This is a genomic window from Ralstonia mannitolilytica (assembly GCF_000954135.1).
GTDB lineage: Bacteria > Pseudomonadota > Gammaproteobacteria > Burkholderiales > Burkholderiaceae > Ralstonia > Ralstonia mannitolilytica.
Genome location: NZ_CP010799.1, coordinates 1,093,128 through 1,110,852, shown reverse-complemented (window position 1 = coordinate 1,110,852; position 17,725 = coordinate 1,093,128). Strand labels below are relative to the sequence as shown.

General features: G+C 65.7%; 15 protein-coding genes. 3 read left to right on the top strand and 12 right to left on the bottom strand.

The genetic code is table 11. The features are described 5' to 3' along the window. Positions 1-61: 61 nt before the first annotated feature. The 9 genes from TK49_RS05360 to TK49_RS05320 all read right to left on the bottom strand — a co-directional run bounded on the left by TK49_RS05360 (position 62) and on the right by TK49_RS05320 (position 11,944). Positions 62-1,108 carry a TIM44-like domain-containing protein gene (locus tag TK49_RS05360; RefSeq protein ID WP_181817389.1) on the bottom strand — a complete coding sequence of 349 codons (1,047 nt, stop codon included), beginning with the start codon at positions 1,106-1,108 and terminating at the stop codon, positions 62-64. 127 nt (positions 1,109-1,235) lie between these two features. Continuing rightward, the gene (ubiE, locus tag TK49_RS05355; protein WP_045785783.1) at positions 1,236-1,967 is read right to left on the bottom strand and encodes a bifunctional demethylmenaquinone methyltransferase/2-methoxy-6-polyprenyl-1,4-benzoquinol methylase UbiE; all 732 of its coding nucleotides are present in this window, start codon (positions 1,965-1,967) and stop codon (positions 1,236-1,238) included. A 54-nt stretch (positions 1,968-2,021) separates the two neighbouring features. Next, positions 2,022-2,438 (bottom strand): gamma-butyrobetaine hydroxylase family protein, encoded by a 417-nt coding sequence (locus TK49_RS05350; RefSeq protein WP_045785782.1) that lies wholly within the window; start codon positions 2,436-2,438, stop codon positions 2,022-2,024. Positions 2,439-2,472: 34 nt separating this feature from the next. Continuing rightward, positions 2,473-4,317 carry an ABC transporter ATP-binding protein/permease gene (locus TK49_RS05345; protein ID WP_045785781.1) on the bottom strand — a complete coding sequence of 615 codons (1,845 nt, stop codon included), beginning with the start codon at positions 4,315-4,317 and terminating at the stop codon, positions 2,473-2,475. Between the two features lie 97 nt (positions 4,318-4,414). After that, the gene (locus tag TK49_RS05340) at positions 4,415-4,867 is read right to left on the bottom strand and encodes an HIT family protein (RefSeq protein ID WP_045785780.1); all 453 of its coding nucleotides are present in this window, start codon (positions 4,865-4,867) and stop codon (positions 4,415-4,417) included. Then, the gene (locus tag TK49_RS05335; RefSeq protein WP_045785779.1) at positions 4,864-8,901 is read right to left on the bottom strand and encodes a DUF3683 domain-containing protein; all 4,038 of its coding nucleotides are present in this window, start codon (positions 8,899-8,901) and stop codon (positions 4,864-4,866) included. The genes TK49_RS05340 and TK49_RS05335 overlap by 4 nt, the downstream gene beginning before the upstream one ends. A 198-nt stretch (positions 8,902-9,099) precedes the next feature. Next, complete coding sequence (locus TK49_RS05330) at positions 9,100-9,681, bottom strand: YqaA family protein (RefSeq protein WP_045785778.1); 582 nt, start codon at positions 9,679-9,681, stop codon at positions 9,100-9,102. 57 nt (positions 9,682-9,738) lie between these two features. Next, a complete protein-coding gene (locus TK49_RS05325; protein WP_045785777.1) occupies positions 9,739-10,986 on the bottom strand; it encodes a nucleoside recognition domain-containing protein in 1,248 nt (415 codons plus the stop codon). Positions 10,987-11,017: 31 nt separating this feature from the next. After that, positions 11,018-11,944, bottom strand: a complete 927-nt coding sequence (locus tag TK49_RS05320) for an ion channel (RefSeq protein ID WP_045785776.1) — start codon at positions 11,942-11,944, stop codon at positions 11,018-11,020. 133 nt (positions 11,945-12,077) lie between these two features. Between TK49_RS05320 and ilvA the strand changes: the two genes are divergently transcribed. The 3 genes from ilvA to TK49_RS05305 all read left to right on the top strand — a co-directional run bounded on the left by ilvA (position 12,078) and on the right by TK49_RS05305 (position 15,968). Next, on the top strand, positions 12,078-13,598 hold the full coding sequence (gene ilvA, locus TK49_RS05315; protein WP_045785775.1) for a threonine ammonia-lyase, biosynthetic: 1,521 nt from the start codon (positions 12,078-12,080) through the stop codon (positions 13,596-13,598). Next, positions 13,598-14,434: an NADPH-dependent 7-cyano-7-deazaguanine reductase QueF gene (gene queF, locus TK49_RS05310; RefSeq protein ID WP_045785774.1), complete on the top strand. Its 837-nt coding sequence runs from the start codon at positions 13,598-13,600 to the stop codon at positions 14,432-14,434. Before ilvA ends, queF begins: the two co-directional genes overlap by 1 nt. 223 nt (positions 14,435-14,657) lie before the next feature. Next, positions 14,658-15,968 carry an acetate kinase gene (locus TK49_RS05305; RefSeq protein WP_045785773.1) on the top strand — a complete coding sequence of 437 codons (1,311 nt, stop codon included), beginning with the start codon at positions 14,658-14,660 and terminating at the stop codon, positions 15,966-15,968. A 1-nt stretch (position 15,969) separates the two neighbouring features. Here the strand turns inward: TK49_RS05305 and TK49_RS05300 are convergent, their stop codons facing one another. Genes TK49_RS05300 through TK49_RS05290 form a run of 3 tightly spaced genes read right to left on the bottom strand, consistent with a single transcriptional unit; the run spans position 15,970 to position 17,695 of the window. After that, entirely contained in the window at positions 15,970-16,515 is a 546-nt protein-coding gene (locus TK49_RS05300; RefSeq protein WP_045785772.1) for a hypothetical protein, read from the bottom strand. Positions 16,516-16,560: 45 nt separating this feature from the next. Beyond that, positions 16,561-17,244, bottom strand: coding sequence for a C39 family peptidase (locus TK49_RS05295; protein WP_045785771.1), 684 nt, complete (start codon positions 17,242-17,244; stop codon positions 16,561-16,563). A 16-nt stretch (positions 17,245-17,260) separates the two neighbouring features. Continuing rightward, entirely contained in the window at positions 17,261-17,695 is a 435-nt protein-coding gene (locus TK49_RS05290) for a hypothetical protein (protein ID WP_045785770.1), read from the bottom strand. Positions 17,696-17,725 lie beyond the last annotated feature (30 nt).

The window sequence follows — 17,725 nt, the reverse complement described above, 5'->3', positions numbered from 1 at the left end:
GGGCCCTATTTTACGGGCAATGGTGAAACGGCCGTTCGCGCCGCTTCAAGTCGTCACCGCATCACTGCAACTGCTGGATGCCAGCCAGCACCCAGCCGCCGGCACCTTGCGTGGGCTTGGACAGGTTCCACACCTCGGCGAACGGCTGCGCCGGCGCGTTGGCTTCTTCGCGGATCATGCCCGAGAACCGCACGCTGGCCAGGTACTCGCTCGCCTGCGTCTCGATGCCAAGCAACTCCGCCTCGACCGAAATCACGTCGGTCTTGTTCGGCGCGGCACCACGATCGGCCAGATCCATCTTGATCTCGGCAAACATCTCCGGCGTCGTGAACTCGCGGATGTCGTTCAGGTTGCCGGCATCCCATGCGGCCTGCAGGCGGATGAAGTAGACCTTGGCGTTGCGCAGGAACGCCTGCGTGTCGAAATCAGCGGGCACGCCCCACGGCTGCTGCGGTGCGGCAGCGGCAGCGGCAGGCTGCGCGTTGAGCGCCGGCTCGGCGGGGCCGCCCAGGTTCCAGGATTGGGCAGCCGTCGGTGCGCCTGCACCCAGGCCCGACGTGTTGCCGGTGTTCAGCGACGAAGCCACCGGCGTGGAAGCCTGCGGGGCCGGAGCGGAAGATTGCGGCACGTACGGCTCGCGGTCGCCGCCCAGCGACGGGCCACCCGTGGCGTAGGCCGGACCTTGCGGACGGCTGCCGCGCACCTTGCGGATGATCCACATCACCACGAAGGCGATCAGGGCAATCAGGATCAGGTTCGACAGGAATGAGGCGAGGCCAGCGCCCAGACCGAACTTCGACAGCAGATAACCGAGGCCCAGGCCGGCAGCGAGGCCGCCCAGCATACCGCCCCAGTTACGCCCCGGCTTGGCCGCAGGCGCTGCCGGAGCCGGTGCCGCCGGCGACGGCTGCGCCGCCGGTGCCGCCTGCTGCGTGGGCGACGGCGTGGTAGCCGGCGGTGTCTGCTGGCGCTGTGTCACGGTGGACGACTGCTTGCCGACGCTGCGGCTGCCGCCCATGCGCTTGGCGTTGGCGTCCAGCGCCGTGCCAAATGCGAGCGTCGCAACCAGCGCGCCCGCCATCAATTTTCCACCCCAGTGCAAACTCATCGCTGTCTTCTCTCCAATAGGCAGTGACGCCATTAGATGAAGACGTCCATGCCGAATTCAATGTGAAGGATCGTGGCATATCGCCGCAGCGCGCTGCATCGCCCGTCCGGTGGACAACGAAAGCGGCTTAGAGCCGACGGCCAACGTGCAGTGCCACGACCCCCGCCGTCAGATTGAAGTATTCGACCGAGTCCAATCCGGCCTGTTCCATCATCTGCTTGAGCGTTTCCTGGTCCGGGTGCATGCGGATGGACTCCGCCAGATACCGATAGCTCTCGGCGTCGCCCGCCACCTTGCTGCCCAGCCACGGCAGGACCTTGAACGAATACACGTCGTAGGCCTTTTCCAGCGGCTGCCACACCTTCGAGAACTCGAGCACCATGACCTTGCCACCGGGCTTGACCACGCGGCGCATCTCTGCGAGCGCCCGATCCTTATGCGTCATGTTGCGCAAGCCGAATGCCACTGTCACTACGTCGAAGTAAGCATCTGGAAAGGGAATGTGCTCCGCGTCGCACAGCGCGGTCGGAGTCAGGACGCCGGCATCGAGCAGGCGGTCGCGGCCGACGCGCAGCATGGACTCGTTGATGTCGGTCAGCCACACCTCACCGGTGGGGCCTGCCTGGCGCGCGAACGCCTTGGCCAGGTCGCCCGTGCCGCCGGCGATGTCCAGCACCTTGTAGCCGGGGCGTACCGCTGCCTGGGCGATGGTGAACATCTTCCACACGCGGTGCAGGCCGCCGGACATCAGGTCGTTCATCACGTCGTACTTGCTCGCGACGGAATGGAACACGCCGGCGACCTTGCCGGCCTTCTCGCGCTCGTCGACCTGCTGAAATCCGAAGTGGGTTTGGCTCATGACGGAAAAAGAGATGCAGATGCAGCGCGCAGGCGCTGCGAAGTGAATCGGAAATCAGTGGCTGTGCCCGCAGGCGTGCCCGGCGTTCGGTGCCATCGGCGCGTCACGGTCCAGGCCCGCTGCAGCGAGGCGATCGAGATACGCCTGCCACAGCGCGTCTTGCTCTACGCCCAGGCGATACAGGTACGCCCAGTCGTAGATGCCGGAATCGTGGCCGTCGGAGAACAGCGGCCGTATCGCATAGTTGCCGACCGGCTCCACCCCCACGATGCCGACATCGCGCTTGCCGGTCTGCAGCACTTCCTGGCCGGGCCCGTGCCCCTGCACTTCGGCAGACGGCGACAGCACGCGCAGATACTCGAAGGGCAGCCTGAAGTGCTTGCCGTCGGCAAAGGCGATCTCGAGCACGCGCGATTGCGTATGCACCGTGATGCCGGTCGGGTGCGGGGTGTCGGCGGACAGTCCGGCCATGAAAACGTCTCGTTGATTGCGTAAGAACGATGTACTAGGAAGCCGCGAGCGCCACGTGCGCAGGCTCCTCCACGACCCGATAGCTTACCGCAGTCAACAGGTCGCCCTCGGGGATGTAGCGCAGACGGCGATGGTGGAACCGAGCCACGGTGCTGCGGTGCGCCACGCTGACGATCGTCACATCGGGCATCGATTCGAGGAGGAGGCTGTACATGAACGCCTCGGTGTCTTCGTCGAGTGCGCTGGTGGCCTCGTCCAGGAACAGGTAGTCGGGACGCTGCAGCAGCGCGCGCGCAAAGGCCAGGCGCTGCTGTTCGCCCGGCGACAGGCGCAGGCTCCAGTTGCTGACCTCGTCTAGCAGGCCGACCAGCCCTGGCAGACGGCACGCGGTGAGCACCTGCTCCAGGCGCTCGGCGGTGTACTGCGTGGCGAGATCGGGATACGACAGCGCATCGGCCAGCGTGCCCGAGGGCAGGTAGCTGCGCTGCGGCAAGAACAGCACGCGCGCGCCCTCGGGAACCTCGATGCGACCGGTGCCGTACGGCCAGATGCCGGCCACGGCGCGCACGAGCGTGCTTTTGCCGCAGCCGGAAGGGCCGTTGACGAGCACGCGTTCGCTGCGCCCGATCGTCATGTCAAACGGCTCGACGAGCAGGTCTTCGGGTGCGCGGTTCGGCAGGTTCAGCGCGAGGCCGTGGGCCTCGATGGCGGGCACGGCAGCGGTTTCGACCTCGACATCGCGCACCCCGGCTCGGCGTTCCTCTTCCCGCTCGGCGGCGCGGATGGCGCGCTGGAATTCGATCAGACGGTTCGTGGAGGCTTTCCATGTCACCAGCGTGCGGTAGTTGGTGACGAACCACGACATCGCATCCTGCACCTGCCCGAACGCGGTGGCGACCTGCATCATGCCGCCCAGCGTGAGCGTGCCGCCAAAGTAGCGCGGCGCCGAAACCAGAAACGGAAAGATGATGGCGAACTGCGCATAGCCGGAGCTCGCAAACGTGAGACGCCGCGTGTAGTCCATCAACTGGTTCCAGTTGGTGCGGATGCGCTCGAAGCGGCCGCGCAGGATGGCTTTCTCGGTCGGCTCGCCGCGGTAGAGCGCGATGCTCTCGCTGTTCTCGCGCACGCGCACGAGCAGGAAGCGGAAGTACGCCTCGTAACGCTCCTGCTGGAACGACAGCCCGATCAGTGGCCGCCCCACGAAGTGGATGATGACCGAGCCCACGATCGAGTACAGCAGCGCAAACCAGACCATGTAGCCCGGAATCACGAAATCGTGCCCCCCCAGACTGAACGCCAGCGGCCCCGACACCGCCCACAGGATGCCGAAGAACGACACCAGCGTGACGGCGGAATTCAGGAAGCCGAGCGCCAGCGTGAGCGTCGCATCGGTGAAGGTGCGCAGGTCATCGGCGATCCGCTGGTCGGGGTTGTCCGCGCTGTGCGTTTGCTCCAGGCGGTAGAACGCCTGCTTGCCGAGCCAGTCGTCGAGGAAGCTGCCGGTGATCCACGTCCGCCAGCGCATCTGCAGCATCATCGAGTAGTACAGCCGCATGATGGAGCCGATGATCAGCAACGCGGCGATCCACGAAAAACGCCCCAGCTGTATCCAGAACTCGCCGTAGTTCTTCTGCTCCAGGGCGTTGTAGAAGAGCCGGTTCCAGTCCGTGAACAGGACGTTCATGTAGACGAGGAACAGGTTCAGGCCGATCACCAGCGCAAGCAGCCCCCAGGCCTTGTGGCGGTCTTCCGAAAACCAGTACGGGCGGATGAGCTTCCACGTCTCGGACAGGTTCAGCCGGCCGTGGTGGACATTCAGCTCGGCGATGGAATCCTTGCGGGAATCGGCGGTGGCGGCGGTGCGCGGTGTCGTCATGGCGAGGGCTGTGACACGACAGAAAAGGAATCTGACGATCTGCGCGGCCGGCGGGTTCCGCGCAGGACGATGGCGACGCGTAGCCGACGGCGGACGCTCAAACGTCGGCGAGCGCCGATTGCAGGGCGTACGACAGCGCTGGCAGCCTGGCGGTGATGTCTGCCAGGCGCGCGGCATCCGGCTCGCGCTGCGCCGGCCCCCACACGGCTTCTGGAAAGTGCGTGTCCCACCGGTAGCGTGGGATGACGTGCCAGTGGAGGTGCGGCACGAAGTTGCCGAAGCTGGCAAGGTTGATCTTGTCCGGCACCAGCTCGGCGCGCAGCACGCGCTCCACGCGCGCCACGACTTCCATCAGCCAGTGGCGATCGGCGTCGGGCAGGTCGGTCTGCTCGGCGACGTGGTCGTTCCAGATGACGCGGCAAAAGCCCGGAAAGCGCGCATGCTCGACCAGCACCACGCGCGCCCGGGCATTGCGCCAGACGGGCTCGCCGCCATCGGTCTCGCACAATGCGCAGCCGGGCGCCCGTTCGCCGGTCGTCGCAGCCGTCACACCAGAACCCGCTCGATGCCGCCGGCGTTGGCCTGCGCGACGTAGTCCTGCAGCCAGGTTTCACCGAGCACGTGACGCGCCATCTCGACCACGATGTAGTCGGCCTGCACCGAAACATCTTCGGTGTAGCGCGACAGGCCCTGCAGACATGCCGGGCAGCTCGTGAGGATCTTCACGTCGCCGTTGAACGCCTCGCCGCCCTGGCCTGCGGTCTGGCCGAGACTGCGAAGCTTGTCGGCGCCCTTCTGCATCTCTTCTTCCTTGCGGAAGCGGACCTGCGTGGAAATGTCGGGGCGCGAGATCGCCAGCGTGCCCGACTCGCCGCAGCAGCGGTCGTTCTTCTCGATCGCCCGGGTCTGGCCATCGGCGCCGATGTTGCCGCCCATCAGCTGGTTGACCAGCTTGGTGGGGTCCATCGTCTTGATCGGGGTGTGGCAGGGGTCGTGGTACATGTACCGCGTGCCTTGCACACCGTCGATCTTCACGCCCTTCTCCAGCAGGTATTCGTGAATGTCGATGATCCGGCAGCCCGGGAAGATCTTGTCGAATTCATACCCCGCGAGCTGGTCGTAGCAGGTGCCGCAGCTCACCACCACCGTCTTGATGTCGAGGTAGTTGAGCGTGTTGGCCACGCGGTGGAACAGCACGCGGTTGTCGGTGACGATCTTCTCGGCCTTGTCGAACTGGCCAGTGCCGCGCTGCGGATAACCGCAGCACAGGTAGCCCGGCGGCAGCACGGTCTGCACGCCGGCATGCCACAGCATCGCCTGCGTGGCCAGGCCCACCTGCGAGAACAGGCGCTCCGAGCCGCAACCCGGGAAGTAGAAGACCGCCTCGCTATCCGGCGTGGTGACCTTGGGGTTGCGGATGATCGGGACGATCTCGTTGTCCTCGATGTCCAGCAACGCGCGCGCCGTCTTCTTGGGCAGGTTGCCCGGCATCTTCTTGTTGATGAAGTGGATCACCTGCTCGCGCACCGGCGGCCTGCCCACCGTGGCGGGCGGATGCGCGGTCTGCTTCTTGGCGAACTTCTTCAGGATGTCATTGCCCAGACGCTGCGCCTTGTAGCCCCAGTCGAACATCACCTTGCGGGTGAGGTTGATCGTCTCGGGGTTGGTCGCGTTCAGGTAGAACATCGCCGCTGCGGTGCCGGGGTTGAATTTCTTCTGCCCCATCTTGCGCAGCAGGTTGCGCATGTTCATCGACACATCGCCGAAGTCGATCTTGACTGGGCACGGCGTCACGCACTTGTGGCACACGGTACAGTGGTCGCCCACGTCGGCAAACTCTTCCCAGTGCTTGATCGACACGCCGCGGCGCGTCTGCTCTTCGTACAGGAAGGCCTCGATGAGCAGCGACGTGGCGAGGATCTTGTTGCGCGGGCTGTACAGCAGATTGGCGCGCGGCACATGCGTGGCGCACACCGGCTTGCACTTGCCGCAGCGTAGGCAGTCCTTGATCGATTCCGAGATGGCGCCGATGTCGCTCTGCTGCATGATGATCGACTCGTGCCCCATCAGGCCGAACGACGGCGTATAGGCGTTGCGCAAGTCGGCGGCGATCGCCTGCGGGTCGTTGATGTCGCGCAGCAGCTTGCCCTTGTTGAAGCGGCCGTTCGGATCGACGCGGCGCTTGTAGGCGGCGAAGTCCGCGATCTCGTCGTCGGTCAGGAACTCCAGCTTGGTGATGCCGATGCCGTGCTCGCCCGAAATCACACCGTCCAGCGAACGCGCCAGCGTCATGATGCGGGCCACCGCCTTGTGGGCGTCCTGCAGCATGTCGTAGTCATCCGAGTTGACGGGGATGTTGGTGTGCACGTTGCCGTCGCCGGCGTGCATGTGCAGCGCCACGAACACGCGGCCGCGCAGCACCTGCTTGTGGATCGCCTGCGCCTCGTCGAGGATCGGCTTGAACTCGCCGCCGTTGAAGATCTTGCGCAGCTCGGCGCGGATCTCGGCCTTCCACGACACGCGGATCGTGCGGTCCTGCAGCAGGTGGAACAGGTTCGCGTCGGGCTGCGTCTCGAGGCGCTCGTCGATGGTCTGCGCGAGATAGCCGAGCCCGAGGCCGATCAGGCTGGCGCGCACCGTGTTCACCGGCGTGTCGAGATGGTCGAGCAGGTACTGCCAGCGGGCGCGCGTGGCACGCACCAGTTGCTGGGCCTGCTGGACGCGGTCTTCCAGCAGTTCGGCGCTCGGGATCTCGTTGGCGTCGTCGGTGCGGCCCAGCGGCAGGTCGCCGCGCGCGAAGAAGTCCTGCAGCGCGTCGGCCAGCTTGAGCTTGTTTTTGATCGACAGCTCGATGTTGATGCGCTCGATGCCGTCGGTGTACTCGCCCATGCGGTTGAGCGGAATCACCACGTCTTCGTTGATCTTGAAGGCGTTGGTGTGCTTGGCAATCGCGGCCGTGCGCGAGCGGTCGAGCCAGAACTTCTTGCGCGCCTCGGGGCTCACGGCCACGAAGCCTTCGCCGCTCTTGCCGTTGGCCAGGCGGATCACTTCGGAGGTGGCGCGCGCCACGGCGTCATCGTCGTCGCCGACGATGTCACCGATCAATACCATCTTCGGGAACGCGTTGCGCTTGCTCTTGGTGGCGTAGCCGACCGCGCGCAGGTAGCGCTCGTCCAGGTGTTCCAGGCCCGCGAGGATCGCGCCGCCGGGCTTCTTGGTCTCGGCGTCGAGGTAATCCTTGATTTCGACGATGCTCGGGATCGCGTCACGCGCCTGGCCGAAGAACTCCAGGCACACGGTGCGGATCGACTTCGGCATGCGGTGCAGGATCCAGCGCGCGCTGGTGATGATGCCGTCGCAGCCTTCCTTCTGCACGCCAGGCAGGCCGGCCAGGAACTTGTCGGTGACGTCCTTGCCAAGGCCTTCCTTGCGGAACTTGCGGCCTTCGATGGTGAGCGTCTCGGTGCGCAGCAGCTTGGCGCCGAGGGGCGCATTGCCGTCGAACCACTTCAGCTCGAACGTGACGACCGGCGCATCGTGGATCTTGCCGAGGTTGTGATTGAGGCGCTGGACTTCGAGCCAGTTGCCGTCCGGGTCAACCATGCGCCACCAGGCGAGGTTGTCCAGCGCGGTGCCCCACAGCACGGCCTTCTTGCCGCCCGCGTTCATGGCCACGTTGCCGCCGATGCACGAAGCGTCGATCGAGGTCGGGTCCACGGCGAACACGAGGCCGGCCTTTTCCGCCGCATCGGCCACGCGGCGCGTGACCACGCCGGCGCCCGAATAGATGGTCGGCACGGGGTGGTCGACGCCCGGCAGGTCGGTCATCTCGACTGCGTCCAGACGCTCGAGCTTTTCGGTATTGATGACGGCCGAGAACGGCGTGAGCGGCACGGCGCCGCCCGTGTAGCCGGTGCCGCCTCCGCGCGGAATGATGGTCAGCCCGAGCTCGAAGCAGCCCTTGACGATGCCGGCGATCTCTTCTTCCGTGTCGGGCGTGAGCACCACGAACGGGTATTCCACGCGCCAGTCGGTGGCGTCGGTCACGTGCGACACGCGCGACAGGCCGTCGAACTTGATGTTGTCCTTGGCCGTCACGCGGCCGAGCACTTTCTGCGCGCGGCGGCGCAGGTCGTACACCTGGGCGAATTCTTCCTGGAACGCCTTGACGGCGCGGCGCGCGTGCACGACGAGCTGCTCGACCTTCTTGGCGCGCTCATCGCCTTCGGGGTCGTGATGCGAATCGTGGTCGGCCACGCGGCGCTTCTCGATCTCCGCCAGGCGGTGATTGAGTGCGTCGATCAGCATCTGGCGGCGCTTCGGGTTGTCGAGCAGGTCGTCCTGCAGATACGGGTTGCGACGCACCACCCAGATGTCGCCCAGCACTTCGTACAGCATGCGCGCCGATCGGCCGGTGCGACGCTCGCCGCGCAGCTCGTCGAGGATCTGCCACGCAGACTCGCCCAGCAGACGGATGACGATTTCCCGATCCGAGAACGAGGTGTAGTTGTAGGGAATCTCGCGCAGCCGGGGCGCAGCGTCCTGCGCCGCGAGTTTGGCGTCGATCAGAAGTGGGGCGTTCATGGCGAGCCGCGGGGAGGGAGCGCGGCAAAGCAGGTGTCGGCCGCGCGGTCTTTAAAGCGCGATTGTACTGCAAGGTTCACCGTTGATGCGTTGCAACAACGGTATCCCTGCCGGTCGCATGGGCGCGAAAACCGCCGCGTTTTCAATGGCTTGCGAAAAGTGTGGCCGCAACCGAGTGGAGCCTGCACCACGCAAACGTCACATCAGGAGGGTCTTGATCCAGCCGAGGATGCCGTGCCAGAAGCCGTCCGGCAGGGTCAGCAGCGCCGTCGTCATGACGAGGTAGCGCAGGAATTTGCCGATGGCCATGTACATGACGCTGGGCCAGAAACGCAGCCGCAGCCACCCGGCGAGCGTGCAGAGCGGATCGCCGATGCCCGGCAGCCACGACACCAGCAGCGACACCGGCCCGATGCGGCGCATCCAGCGGAAATACTTCTTGTCGAGCGGGGGCGCGCGGTGGCGCTTGGGGTGCGGCACGCGGTGGGCGTGCTCGGCGTTGTGCTCGCGACGACGGCGCGCCAGATGGATGCGCACCAGCGCGAGCTTGGCCGCATAGCCCATCCACCAATCGACCGCACCGCCCAGCGTATTGCCCAGCGTCGCAACGATGACGGCCGGCCAGAACATCTCGGGATTGAGCTTGATGTAAGCGAAGACGGCCGGTTCAGACCCCAGCGGCAACAGCGTCGCCGAGATGAAGCTGACGACGAAGATGGCGGGCAGCCCGACCTTGGGCAGGGCAAGGGTGGCAAAAAGCGTGTCGATCCACTGTTCCATGCGGTCGATTGTAGTGGGCGTGCAGCGCACACGCCGCCCCGGAGTCGCCCTGACCCGTCAGGCGAAGAACAGATACGCGACCAGAACCGCGCCGACCAGCCCGATCAGGTCGGCCCACAGCCCGCACGCCAGCGCGTAGCGCGTGTCCTTGATGCCGACGCTGCCGAAGTACACGGCCAGCACGTAGAACGTGGTCTCGGTCGAGCCCTGGATGATGGCGGCCAGCCTGCCCTGGAAGGAATCCACGCCGTAGGTCGTCATCACGTCGACCATCAGGCCCCGGGCGCCGGCCCCCGAGAGCGTCTTCATGATGCCGACGGGCAGCGCGGGCACGAAGCGCGTGTCGATACCGAGGTGCGAGAACAGCGCGGAGAGCCCCTGCATCATGAAATCCATGCAGCCCGCCGCGCGGAACACCGCAATGCCGACCAGCACCGCCACGAGGTACGGGACGATGCCGATCGCCACCTGGAAGCCGTCTTTCGCGCCGTCCACGAAGGTCTCGTAGACATTGATGCGGCGAATTGCCCCACACGCCAGGAACGCCACCACGATGGTGAGGATGGCCCCCGCGCCGATCAGGCTGATCCACGCGGCCATCTGCTGCGGCGGAAACTGGCGCAGCCACGCAAACAGCAAGCCCATCACCGCGACAAAGCCGCCAAAGTACGCCAGCAGCGCCGGCTTGAACAGGTTGATGCGCTGATACCACGCCACGGCCGCAATGCCTGCGCAGAAGCCGATGAACGTGGACAACAGCGTCGGCAGGAAAATGTCCGCCGCATTGAAGCCGACCAGGCCCTGCTTGACCGCCATGGCCTGGCGGATGGCGATGACGGAGGTCGGCACCAGCGTCACCCCGGCCGTGTTGAGCACCACGAACATCAGTTGCGCATCGCTGGCGCGCTGCGGCTGCGGATTGATCTGCTGCAGCTCGCGCATCGCGTGCAGGCCGAGGGGCGTGGCGGCGTTGTCCAGCCCCAGCACGTTGGCCGACACGTTCATCATCATCGCGCCGTTGGCCGGGTGGCCGGCGGGCACGGACGGAAACAGGTGCCGCATCAGCGGGTTCACGAGCCGCGCAAACAGATCGACCACGCCGGCGCGCTCGCCCACGCGCATGATGCCGAGCCACAGCGCCATCATGCCGGTCAGGCCGATGGCGATTTCGAAGCCGGTGCGCGCGGCATCGAACATGCCGGTCAGCATGCGGGAGAAGACCTCCATGTCGCCCAGCACGACCTGCACGCACGCGGTGACGAAGGCGATGAGGAAAAAGCCGAGCCAGACGAGGTTGAGAGCCACGGGAGTTGCGCGTTGAAAGCCGACGAGGCGCTCATTGTGCCTGCGGCGGCGCCTCGGCCGGGGTGCCGATCGGCTCGATCTTGTGGAAGTTGTCGTAGTCAACCGTGGTCACGCCGTCTTCTTCGTGAATCAGGTCGAGATAGCGATGATTCCAGCGGATCGCGTCGTGCCGCCACGAATGGCGCGCCTGGACGGTCTGCGCGGCCGTCTCGTCAGCGCCTTCGATCGTGAGCAATAGCAGGGCGTCCACGGCGGCGAGCGATTCCGCCGTGGCGTTGTACAAGGGGCTGGTCTCGTCGATGACGTGCATCATGACCCAGCCGAGCAGGAAGATCGGATGCTCGCTGCGCTCGAGCTTGAGGTCGCGGATCTTGTAGATGGAATAGCCTTCCGGCGAGCGTTCGTCCTGCATCAGCCGCAGCCGTGCCGTGGCCTCCGCAATGACGTTCTGACGCGCATTCGCCGCGCGGAGCATCAGCGTGAGCGTGCCGTTGATGGTGCGCACGACCGGATGGCGGGCAAACAGGATCTTGGCCCGCGGGCGCGAAAACCGCGCAAACACCAGCCCCGTCGCCATGGCGATGCCCGACATGCCAATGAAGATCTCCAGCGTCGCGATGATGTGGGCGTACACCGTCTGCGGGTGCATGTCGCCGTAGCCGACGGTGGCGAGCGTCTCGACGCTGAAGAAGAACGCCCCAAGGAAGCCCGGCGGCGACTGGTTCGCGATGGATGCATCGCCGAGCGAATACAACCCGGCAAACACCGCGTTGAGCGCCAGGAACATCGTGGCCAGCAACGCAAAGAAGGTCGGCCAATTCACTTCCAGCGCGTGGTGGTAGACGTCGCGCCAGCCCAGCGGCGGCATGCCGTACGCAATGACGTGCTGCGTGCCCGACCAGATCTTGCGGCCCCGGCGTGGCCTGGAACGCTTGGAGGAAGACGACGGGGTATGCATGGGGAGCCTCGCGCCGATGGGGAGCCGCACCCCTGTGGCGCGGCCGGGGCAGTGTACCCAGCACCCCGCCCGGCCGGCAAGGCGACGCATGATAGGCTTACGGGCTATCCCCAAGTCCAACCCGGTCCGCACCATGGCCATCGATTACCTCAAGAAAATCCTGACCGCGAAGGTCTATGACGTCGCGCAGGAAACCGAGCTCAAGTTCGCGCCGAACCTGTCGGCGCGCACCGGCAACCGCGTCTACCTCAAGCGCGAGGATGACCAGCCGGTGTTCTCGTTCAAGCTGCGCGGCGCCTACAACAAGATGGCCTCGCTCACGCCGGCCGAGCGCAAGCGCGGGGTGATTACGGCATCGGCGGGCAACCATGCCCAGGGGGTCGCGTTCAGCGCGGCGCGCATGGAATGCAAGGCGATCATCTGCATGCCCGTGACGACGCCGCAGCTCAAGATCGACGGCGTGCGGTCGCGCGGCGGCGATTGGGTCGAGGTCGTGCTGCACGGCGAGAGCTACTCCGACGCCTACAACCACGCCGTCAAGCTGCAGGAAAAGCACGGCTACACCTTCGTGCACCCGTTCGACGACCCGGAAGTCATCGCCGGCCAGGGCACCATCGCCATGGAGATCCTGCGCCAGCATCCGCAGCCGATCCATGCGATCTTCTGCGCGATCGGGGGCGGGGGGCTGATCTCGGGCATCGCGGCGTACGTCAAGGCCGTGCGGCCGGACATCAAGGTGATCGGCGTGCAGAGCGTCGAGTCCGATGCGATGGCGCGCTCGGTGGCCGCCGGCAAGCGCGTCGAACTGAAGGACGTGGGCCTGTTTGCCGATGGCACGGCCGTCAAGCTGGTGGGCAAGGAGACCTTCCGCCTCACGCGCGAACTCGTCGACGAGATCCTCACCGTGGACACCGATGCGATCTGCGCGGCGCTCAAGGATGTGTTCCAGGACACGCGCAGCCTGCTGGAGCCGTCGGGCGCGCTTGCCATCGCGGGCCTGAAGCTGTACGCCGAACAGAGCAAGCTGAAGAACGAATCGCTGGTGGCCGTGGCCAGCGGCGCGAACATGAACTTCGACCGCCTGCGCTTCGTGGCCGAGCGCGCCGAAGTGGGCGAGGCGCGCGAAGCCGTGTTTGCCGTGACGATTCCGGAAGAGCGCGGCAGCTTCAAGCGCTTCTGCGAGCTGGTCGGCTGGTCGCGCAACGTGACGGAGTTCAACTACCGCATTGCCAGCAAGGACGCCGCGCACATCTTCGTGGGCGTGCAAATTGCGTCGCGCGCAGAGGGCGACAAGATCGCCGAGAACTTCCGCAAGCACGGATTCCCGACGCTGGACCTCTCGAACGACGAACTCGCCAAGCAGCACATCCGCTACATGGTGGGAGGGCGCTCGCCGCTCGCCGAGAACGAACTGCTGTATCGCTTTGAATTCCCCGAGCGGCCGGGCGCGCTGATGAAGTTCCTCTCGAGCATGAGCCCGAACTGGAACATCAGCCTGTTCCATTACCGGAACCAGGGGGCGGACTCGAGCAACATCCTCGTCGGCATCCAGGTGCCGAAGAACGAGAAGCGCGAGTTCAAGGCGTTCCTCGCCACGCTCGGCTATACCTATTGGGACGAGAGCGAAAACCCCGTCTACAGCCTGTTTTTGTGATGCACAACCAACCCGAACATTCGCCGCTGGGCAAGACCTCCGCTTACAAGACGGAATACGACCCGAGCCTGCTCTTTCCCATTCCGCGCCAGGGCAAGCGCGACGAGATCGGCCTGCCCGCCGGCACCGCGCTGCCCTTCTTTGGCGTAGACCTGTGGAACCTGTATGAGCTGTCTTGGCTGAACCTCAAGGGCAAGCCGCAGGTGGCGGTGGGCACGGTGATCGTGCCGGCGGATTCGCCCAACATCGTGGAATCGAAGTCGTTCAAGCTCTACCTGAACTCGTTCAACCAGACGAAGGTGGCTTCGCACGAAGCGCTGCAGCAGTTGATCCACCACGATCTGTCGGAGGCGTGCGGCGCGCCGGTGCAGGTGCGCATCGTGCCGCAGGAGGAGTTTGCGCGGCAGAAGATGGGTGAGCTCGACGGCCTGCTGCTTGATCGGCTGGACATCGAAACCGACATCTACCAGCCCGCTCCCGAACTGCTGCAGGCCGACGGGAACGAAAGCCCGGTGGAAGAAACGCTGGTCTCGCACCTGCTCAAGTCGAACTGCCTGGTGACGGGCCAGCCGGATTGGGGCAGCGTGCAGATCCGCTACGTGGGTGCGCCGATCAACCAGGAAGGGCTGCTCAAGTACCTGATCTCGTTCCGCGAGCACAACGAGTTCCACGAGCAATGCGTGGAACGCATCTTTACCGACATCCTGCGCCAGTGCCGGCCGGTCAAGCTGGCCGTGTATGCCCGCTATACGCGGCGCGGCGGGCTCGACATCAACCCGTTCCGCACGAACACCAATACGCCGTGGCCCGATAACCTGCGCAACGCACGTCAGTAAGCGCTGACGCTGCGCAAGACACGCCAGGCGCCTTCGGGCGCCTTTTTGTTGCCCGGGCGATCCGCCGAACGGGCGCGCCGGCCTCGTCCGTTTTGTGGACGCCGGCGCCCTATCGTTTCACGCCCGCTCGCCTATAGTGGTATCCGCATTCCGCCACCCGGGGGAAATCGTGAAGGGCCCATCCGCGTTTCGTGGACAGGGCGCTCTCGACGGGGACATCGCCATGAAGAACGCACCATGGGGGCCGCTTCACGCGGTTGCGTGCGCATGCCTGCTGCTATGCGGCAGGTCGGCACTTGCACAAGCCAACGGGCCGGTGGACGACAAGCCGCCCAGCCTGGAAGCGCTGCAGCGCGAGCTTGCCGATACGCAGGCGCGCCTGCAGGAGCTCAAGCGCTCGATCCAGCAGCAGGAAGCGCATCTGCGACGCATGCGGCGCGCGCTCGGCATGAGCGAAGGCCGGCTCGACACCGTGCGCGGTGCCGGGGCACCGGGCGCGGCGGGCGATGCGTCGGAGATCGCGCAGATCGATCAGCCGGCGGCCACCCCCGTCGGCAAACCGCCGGAGCCTTCCGACCAGCCGCCGCGCATCGCGCAGATCTTCGACGAGCCAAGCGCCCTGACACCACCGGGCAAGGTGGTCGTCGAGCCGTCATTGCAGATGGCCTATTCGTCGTCGGACCGCGTGGCACTGGTGGGCTACACCATCATCCCGGCGCTGCTCATCGGGCTGATCGACGTACGACAAGTCAAGACGACCACGCTCACCGGTACGGTGGCCGTGCGCTATGGGCTCGCGCGACGCTGGGAACTGGAGGCGCGCGTGCCCTATGTCTACAGCACGAGCGACACCGTCAGCCGCGAGCTGTTCACCGGCACGGCGACGGATAATGCGTTCAGCTCGCACGGGCACGGCATCGGCGATGTGGAGCTGACCGCGCGCTACCAGCTCAATGCGGGCGGCGTCGACAAGCCGTTCTACATCGGCTGGCTGCGCTTCAAGACGCGCACCGGCAAGGATCCGTTCGACGTCACCACCGATTGCGTGACGCGCTGCGTGAGCAATACCACCGGCACCGGCCTGCCGCTGCAGCAGCCGACGGGCTCGGGGTTCTTCGCCGTACAGCCGGGGCTGACGTGGCTGTTCCCGACCGACCCCGCCGTGTTCTTCGGCAGCATCAGCTACCTGCACAACTTCGAGCGCAAGGATGTCAGCCTGAACCTCGTGGACGGCTCGAAGCAGTTCCTGGGCAACGTGAAGGCCGGCGACATCATCGGCCTGAACTTCGGCATGGGGCTGGCGCTGAACGAAAAGGCGTCGTTCTCCATCGGCTACGACCAGAGCATCATCGCGCCGACCAAGCAGAACGGCCAACGCGTGCCGGGCTCGGTGCGAACCATTCTCGGCACATTGCTGGTCGGCTATTCGTACCGGCTCTCGCCCAAGATGACGCTGAACCTGTCGGTGGGTGCCGGCCTCACGCGCGACACGCCGGACCTGACCGTCACGCTGCGTCTGCCGATCCAGTTCTAGCTCAGTGCAGCAGGGTGACGACGTTGGCCAGGGCACCCTGCAGTACGTTGGAGAGATTCAGCTGCCGGAACTGCGGCAGGCTGTTGACCGCTGCGTTGATCGTCGTCACGGCTTGCAACGTCTGGTTGTTCAGACTGTTCTGGATGACCGTGGCCGCTGCAGCCGCGCCGGCGCCCACATCGGGCGGCGCGACATTGTTCGGGCCGTTCTGCACGAGGTTGACCGTGTTGACCACCGAGGCCAGTTGCTGCGCCTGCGGGGCCGTCATGCGTGCCACGTCGGGGATGTTCACCGATGCGCTCGCCACCAGCTCGCCGTTGATGTAGACCGCGCGGTCGATGCCGAACGAGATGTGCAGCCCTGCAAGCGCGGGCACATCGAAGCCGCCGCGCATGTCGTCGAGCTTGTCTTCGGACACGGCGTGCCAGGCATGGACCGGGTTGTTGTCCATGCTGTCCATGCCGGCCGCACACGCATGCCCGGCCGCAGCCAGCGCAAGCCATCCTGCACATCCCGCAGCCCGCGCCACCTTGCCAAACCGCTTCATGATGCCCTCCTGCCCGACCAGCGAATGAGCACCCGCAAACGACGCTCAGAAGTCGGACGGACCATGCTTGGGAACGACGATGTTGCCCAGGCCGCTGCGGTCCATGCCTTCCTCCAGCGGCGCACGCGGTGCCACGCGCCAGTCCGATGAAGCGTTGAACGTCGCCCTCGCCTCGCGGTTGTGGACGACGAACAGCAAATGGTTGTCCCACATGCTCTCGAAGCTCGCACGCGGAATCGCACGCGTGCCCATGGCCGGATCGCCCACGAGCACGCGCCCTTCCTGCACGCCCTTGACCACCACGAAGTGGTGATAGCCGTTCTCGGTCAACAGCACGATGGCCGGCAAGTGGGCGTCCTTCAATGCATCCAGCGGCTGCTCGAAACCATCCGCCTCAAAGCCCAGAGAGGCCAGATAGCGTTTGATGTCGAGCAGCGAAAAGCCTTCTCGCCGGATCTTCTCCTGGTTGCCATGCTCGTACATGGCCTGGAACACGGTCTGCTCGCTCACCGGGTAGCCGTACTGATACGTGAGCAGCGTCGCCACCGCGGCCGACCCGCAGCTGAAGTCGAAACGCTGATGCACGGTGCGCAGGTAGCGCGCGGCCTTCATGCTCGTCACCGGCACGGCATAGGTGCCGCCGCCCGTGCCGAGCATGTCGATCGCGCCCGCCCACGCGGGCCCGCACGCCAGCGCCATCAGCACCGCACCCAGCGTCTTGCGCATCATTCCGTCCTTCACAAGCTCAAGGCCGGAACTGCACGTTGACGATGGTGGCGTTCTGGATCAGCACGTTCGCTCCGCTGTTCTGGATGACCGTGGGGATCCCGCTGGCATTGGCAAACGAGCCGTCGCGCACGATGTTCGACCCCGTCGCCACGTTGACGGCGGCGTTGTCGCTCACAGTGCCCGACAGGCGCGCGTCATTGACGGTCTGGTAGAGATCCTGCGTGCCGCCGCGATAGCTGTCGAGCCGATCGGCGCCCACCGCATGACCGAACCCAGGCACCGACACGGCCGCGGCGACCGGGGGACGCGCCGCTTCCGTGTTGGCGACCTGCGCACCGTCTGCGATCGGCACATCGTCCGCTGCCATCGCTGCTGCCGCTGGCCACACTGCCAGGCCGCATGCCAGCCACCATGCCGCCCATCCTGCTGTGGTTCTTCTGTCGGATCGCATCGAGTGTCTCCTCTACGCTCCAACTGCGGG

Coding starts and splice junctions, on each gene's coding strand:
- TK49_RS05360 (WP_181817389.1), bottom strand. CDS start 1,108: ATGAGTTTGCACTGGGGTGGAAAATTGATGGCGGGCGCGCTGGTTGCG.
- ubiE (WP_045785783.1), bottom strand. CDS start 1,967: ATGAGCCAAACCCACTTCGGATTTCAGCAGGTCGACGAGCGCGAGAAG.
- TK49_RS05350 (WP_045785782.1), bottom strand. CDS start 2,438: ATGGCCGGACTGTCCGCCGACACCCCGCACCCGACCGGCATCACGGTG.
- TK49_RS05345 (WP_045785781.1), bottom strand. CDS start 4,317: ATGACGACACCGCGCACCGCCGCCACCGCCGATTCCCGCAAGGATTCC.
- TK49_RS05335 (WP_045785779.1), bottom strand. CDS start 8,901: ATGAACGCCCCACTTCTGATCGACGCCAAACTCGCGGCGCAGGACGCT.
- TK49_RS05330 (WP_045785778.1), bottom strand. CDS start 9,681: ATGGAACAGTGGATCGACACGCTTTTTGCCACCCTTGCCCTGCCCAAG.
- TK49_RS05320 (WP_045785776.1), bottom strand. CDS start 11,944: ATGCATACCCCGTCGTCTTCCTCCAAGCGTTCCAGGCCACGCCGGGGC.
- ilvA (WP_045785775.1), top strand. CDS start 12,078: ATGGCCATCGATTACCTCAAGAAAATCCTGACCGCGAAGGTCTATGAC.
- queF (WP_045785774.1), top strand. CDS start 13,598: ATGCACAACCAACCCGAACATTCGCCGCTGGGCAAGACCTCCGCTTAC.
- TK49_RS05305 (WP_045785773.1), top strand. CDS start 14,658: ATGAAGAACGCACCATGGGGGCCGCTTCACGCGGTTGCGTGCGCATGC.
- TK49_RS05300 (WP_045785772.1), bottom strand. CDS start 16,515: ATGAAGCGGTTTGGCAAGGTGGCGCGGGCTGCGGGATGTGCAGGATGG.
- TK49_RS05295 (WP_045785771.1), bottom strand. CDS start 17,244: ATGATGCGCAAGACGCTGGGTGCGGTGCTGATGGCGCTGGCGTGCGGG.
- TK49_RS05290 (WP_045785770.1), bottom strand. CDS start 17,695: ATGCGATCCGACAGAAGAACCACAGCAGGATGGGCGGCATGGTGGCTG.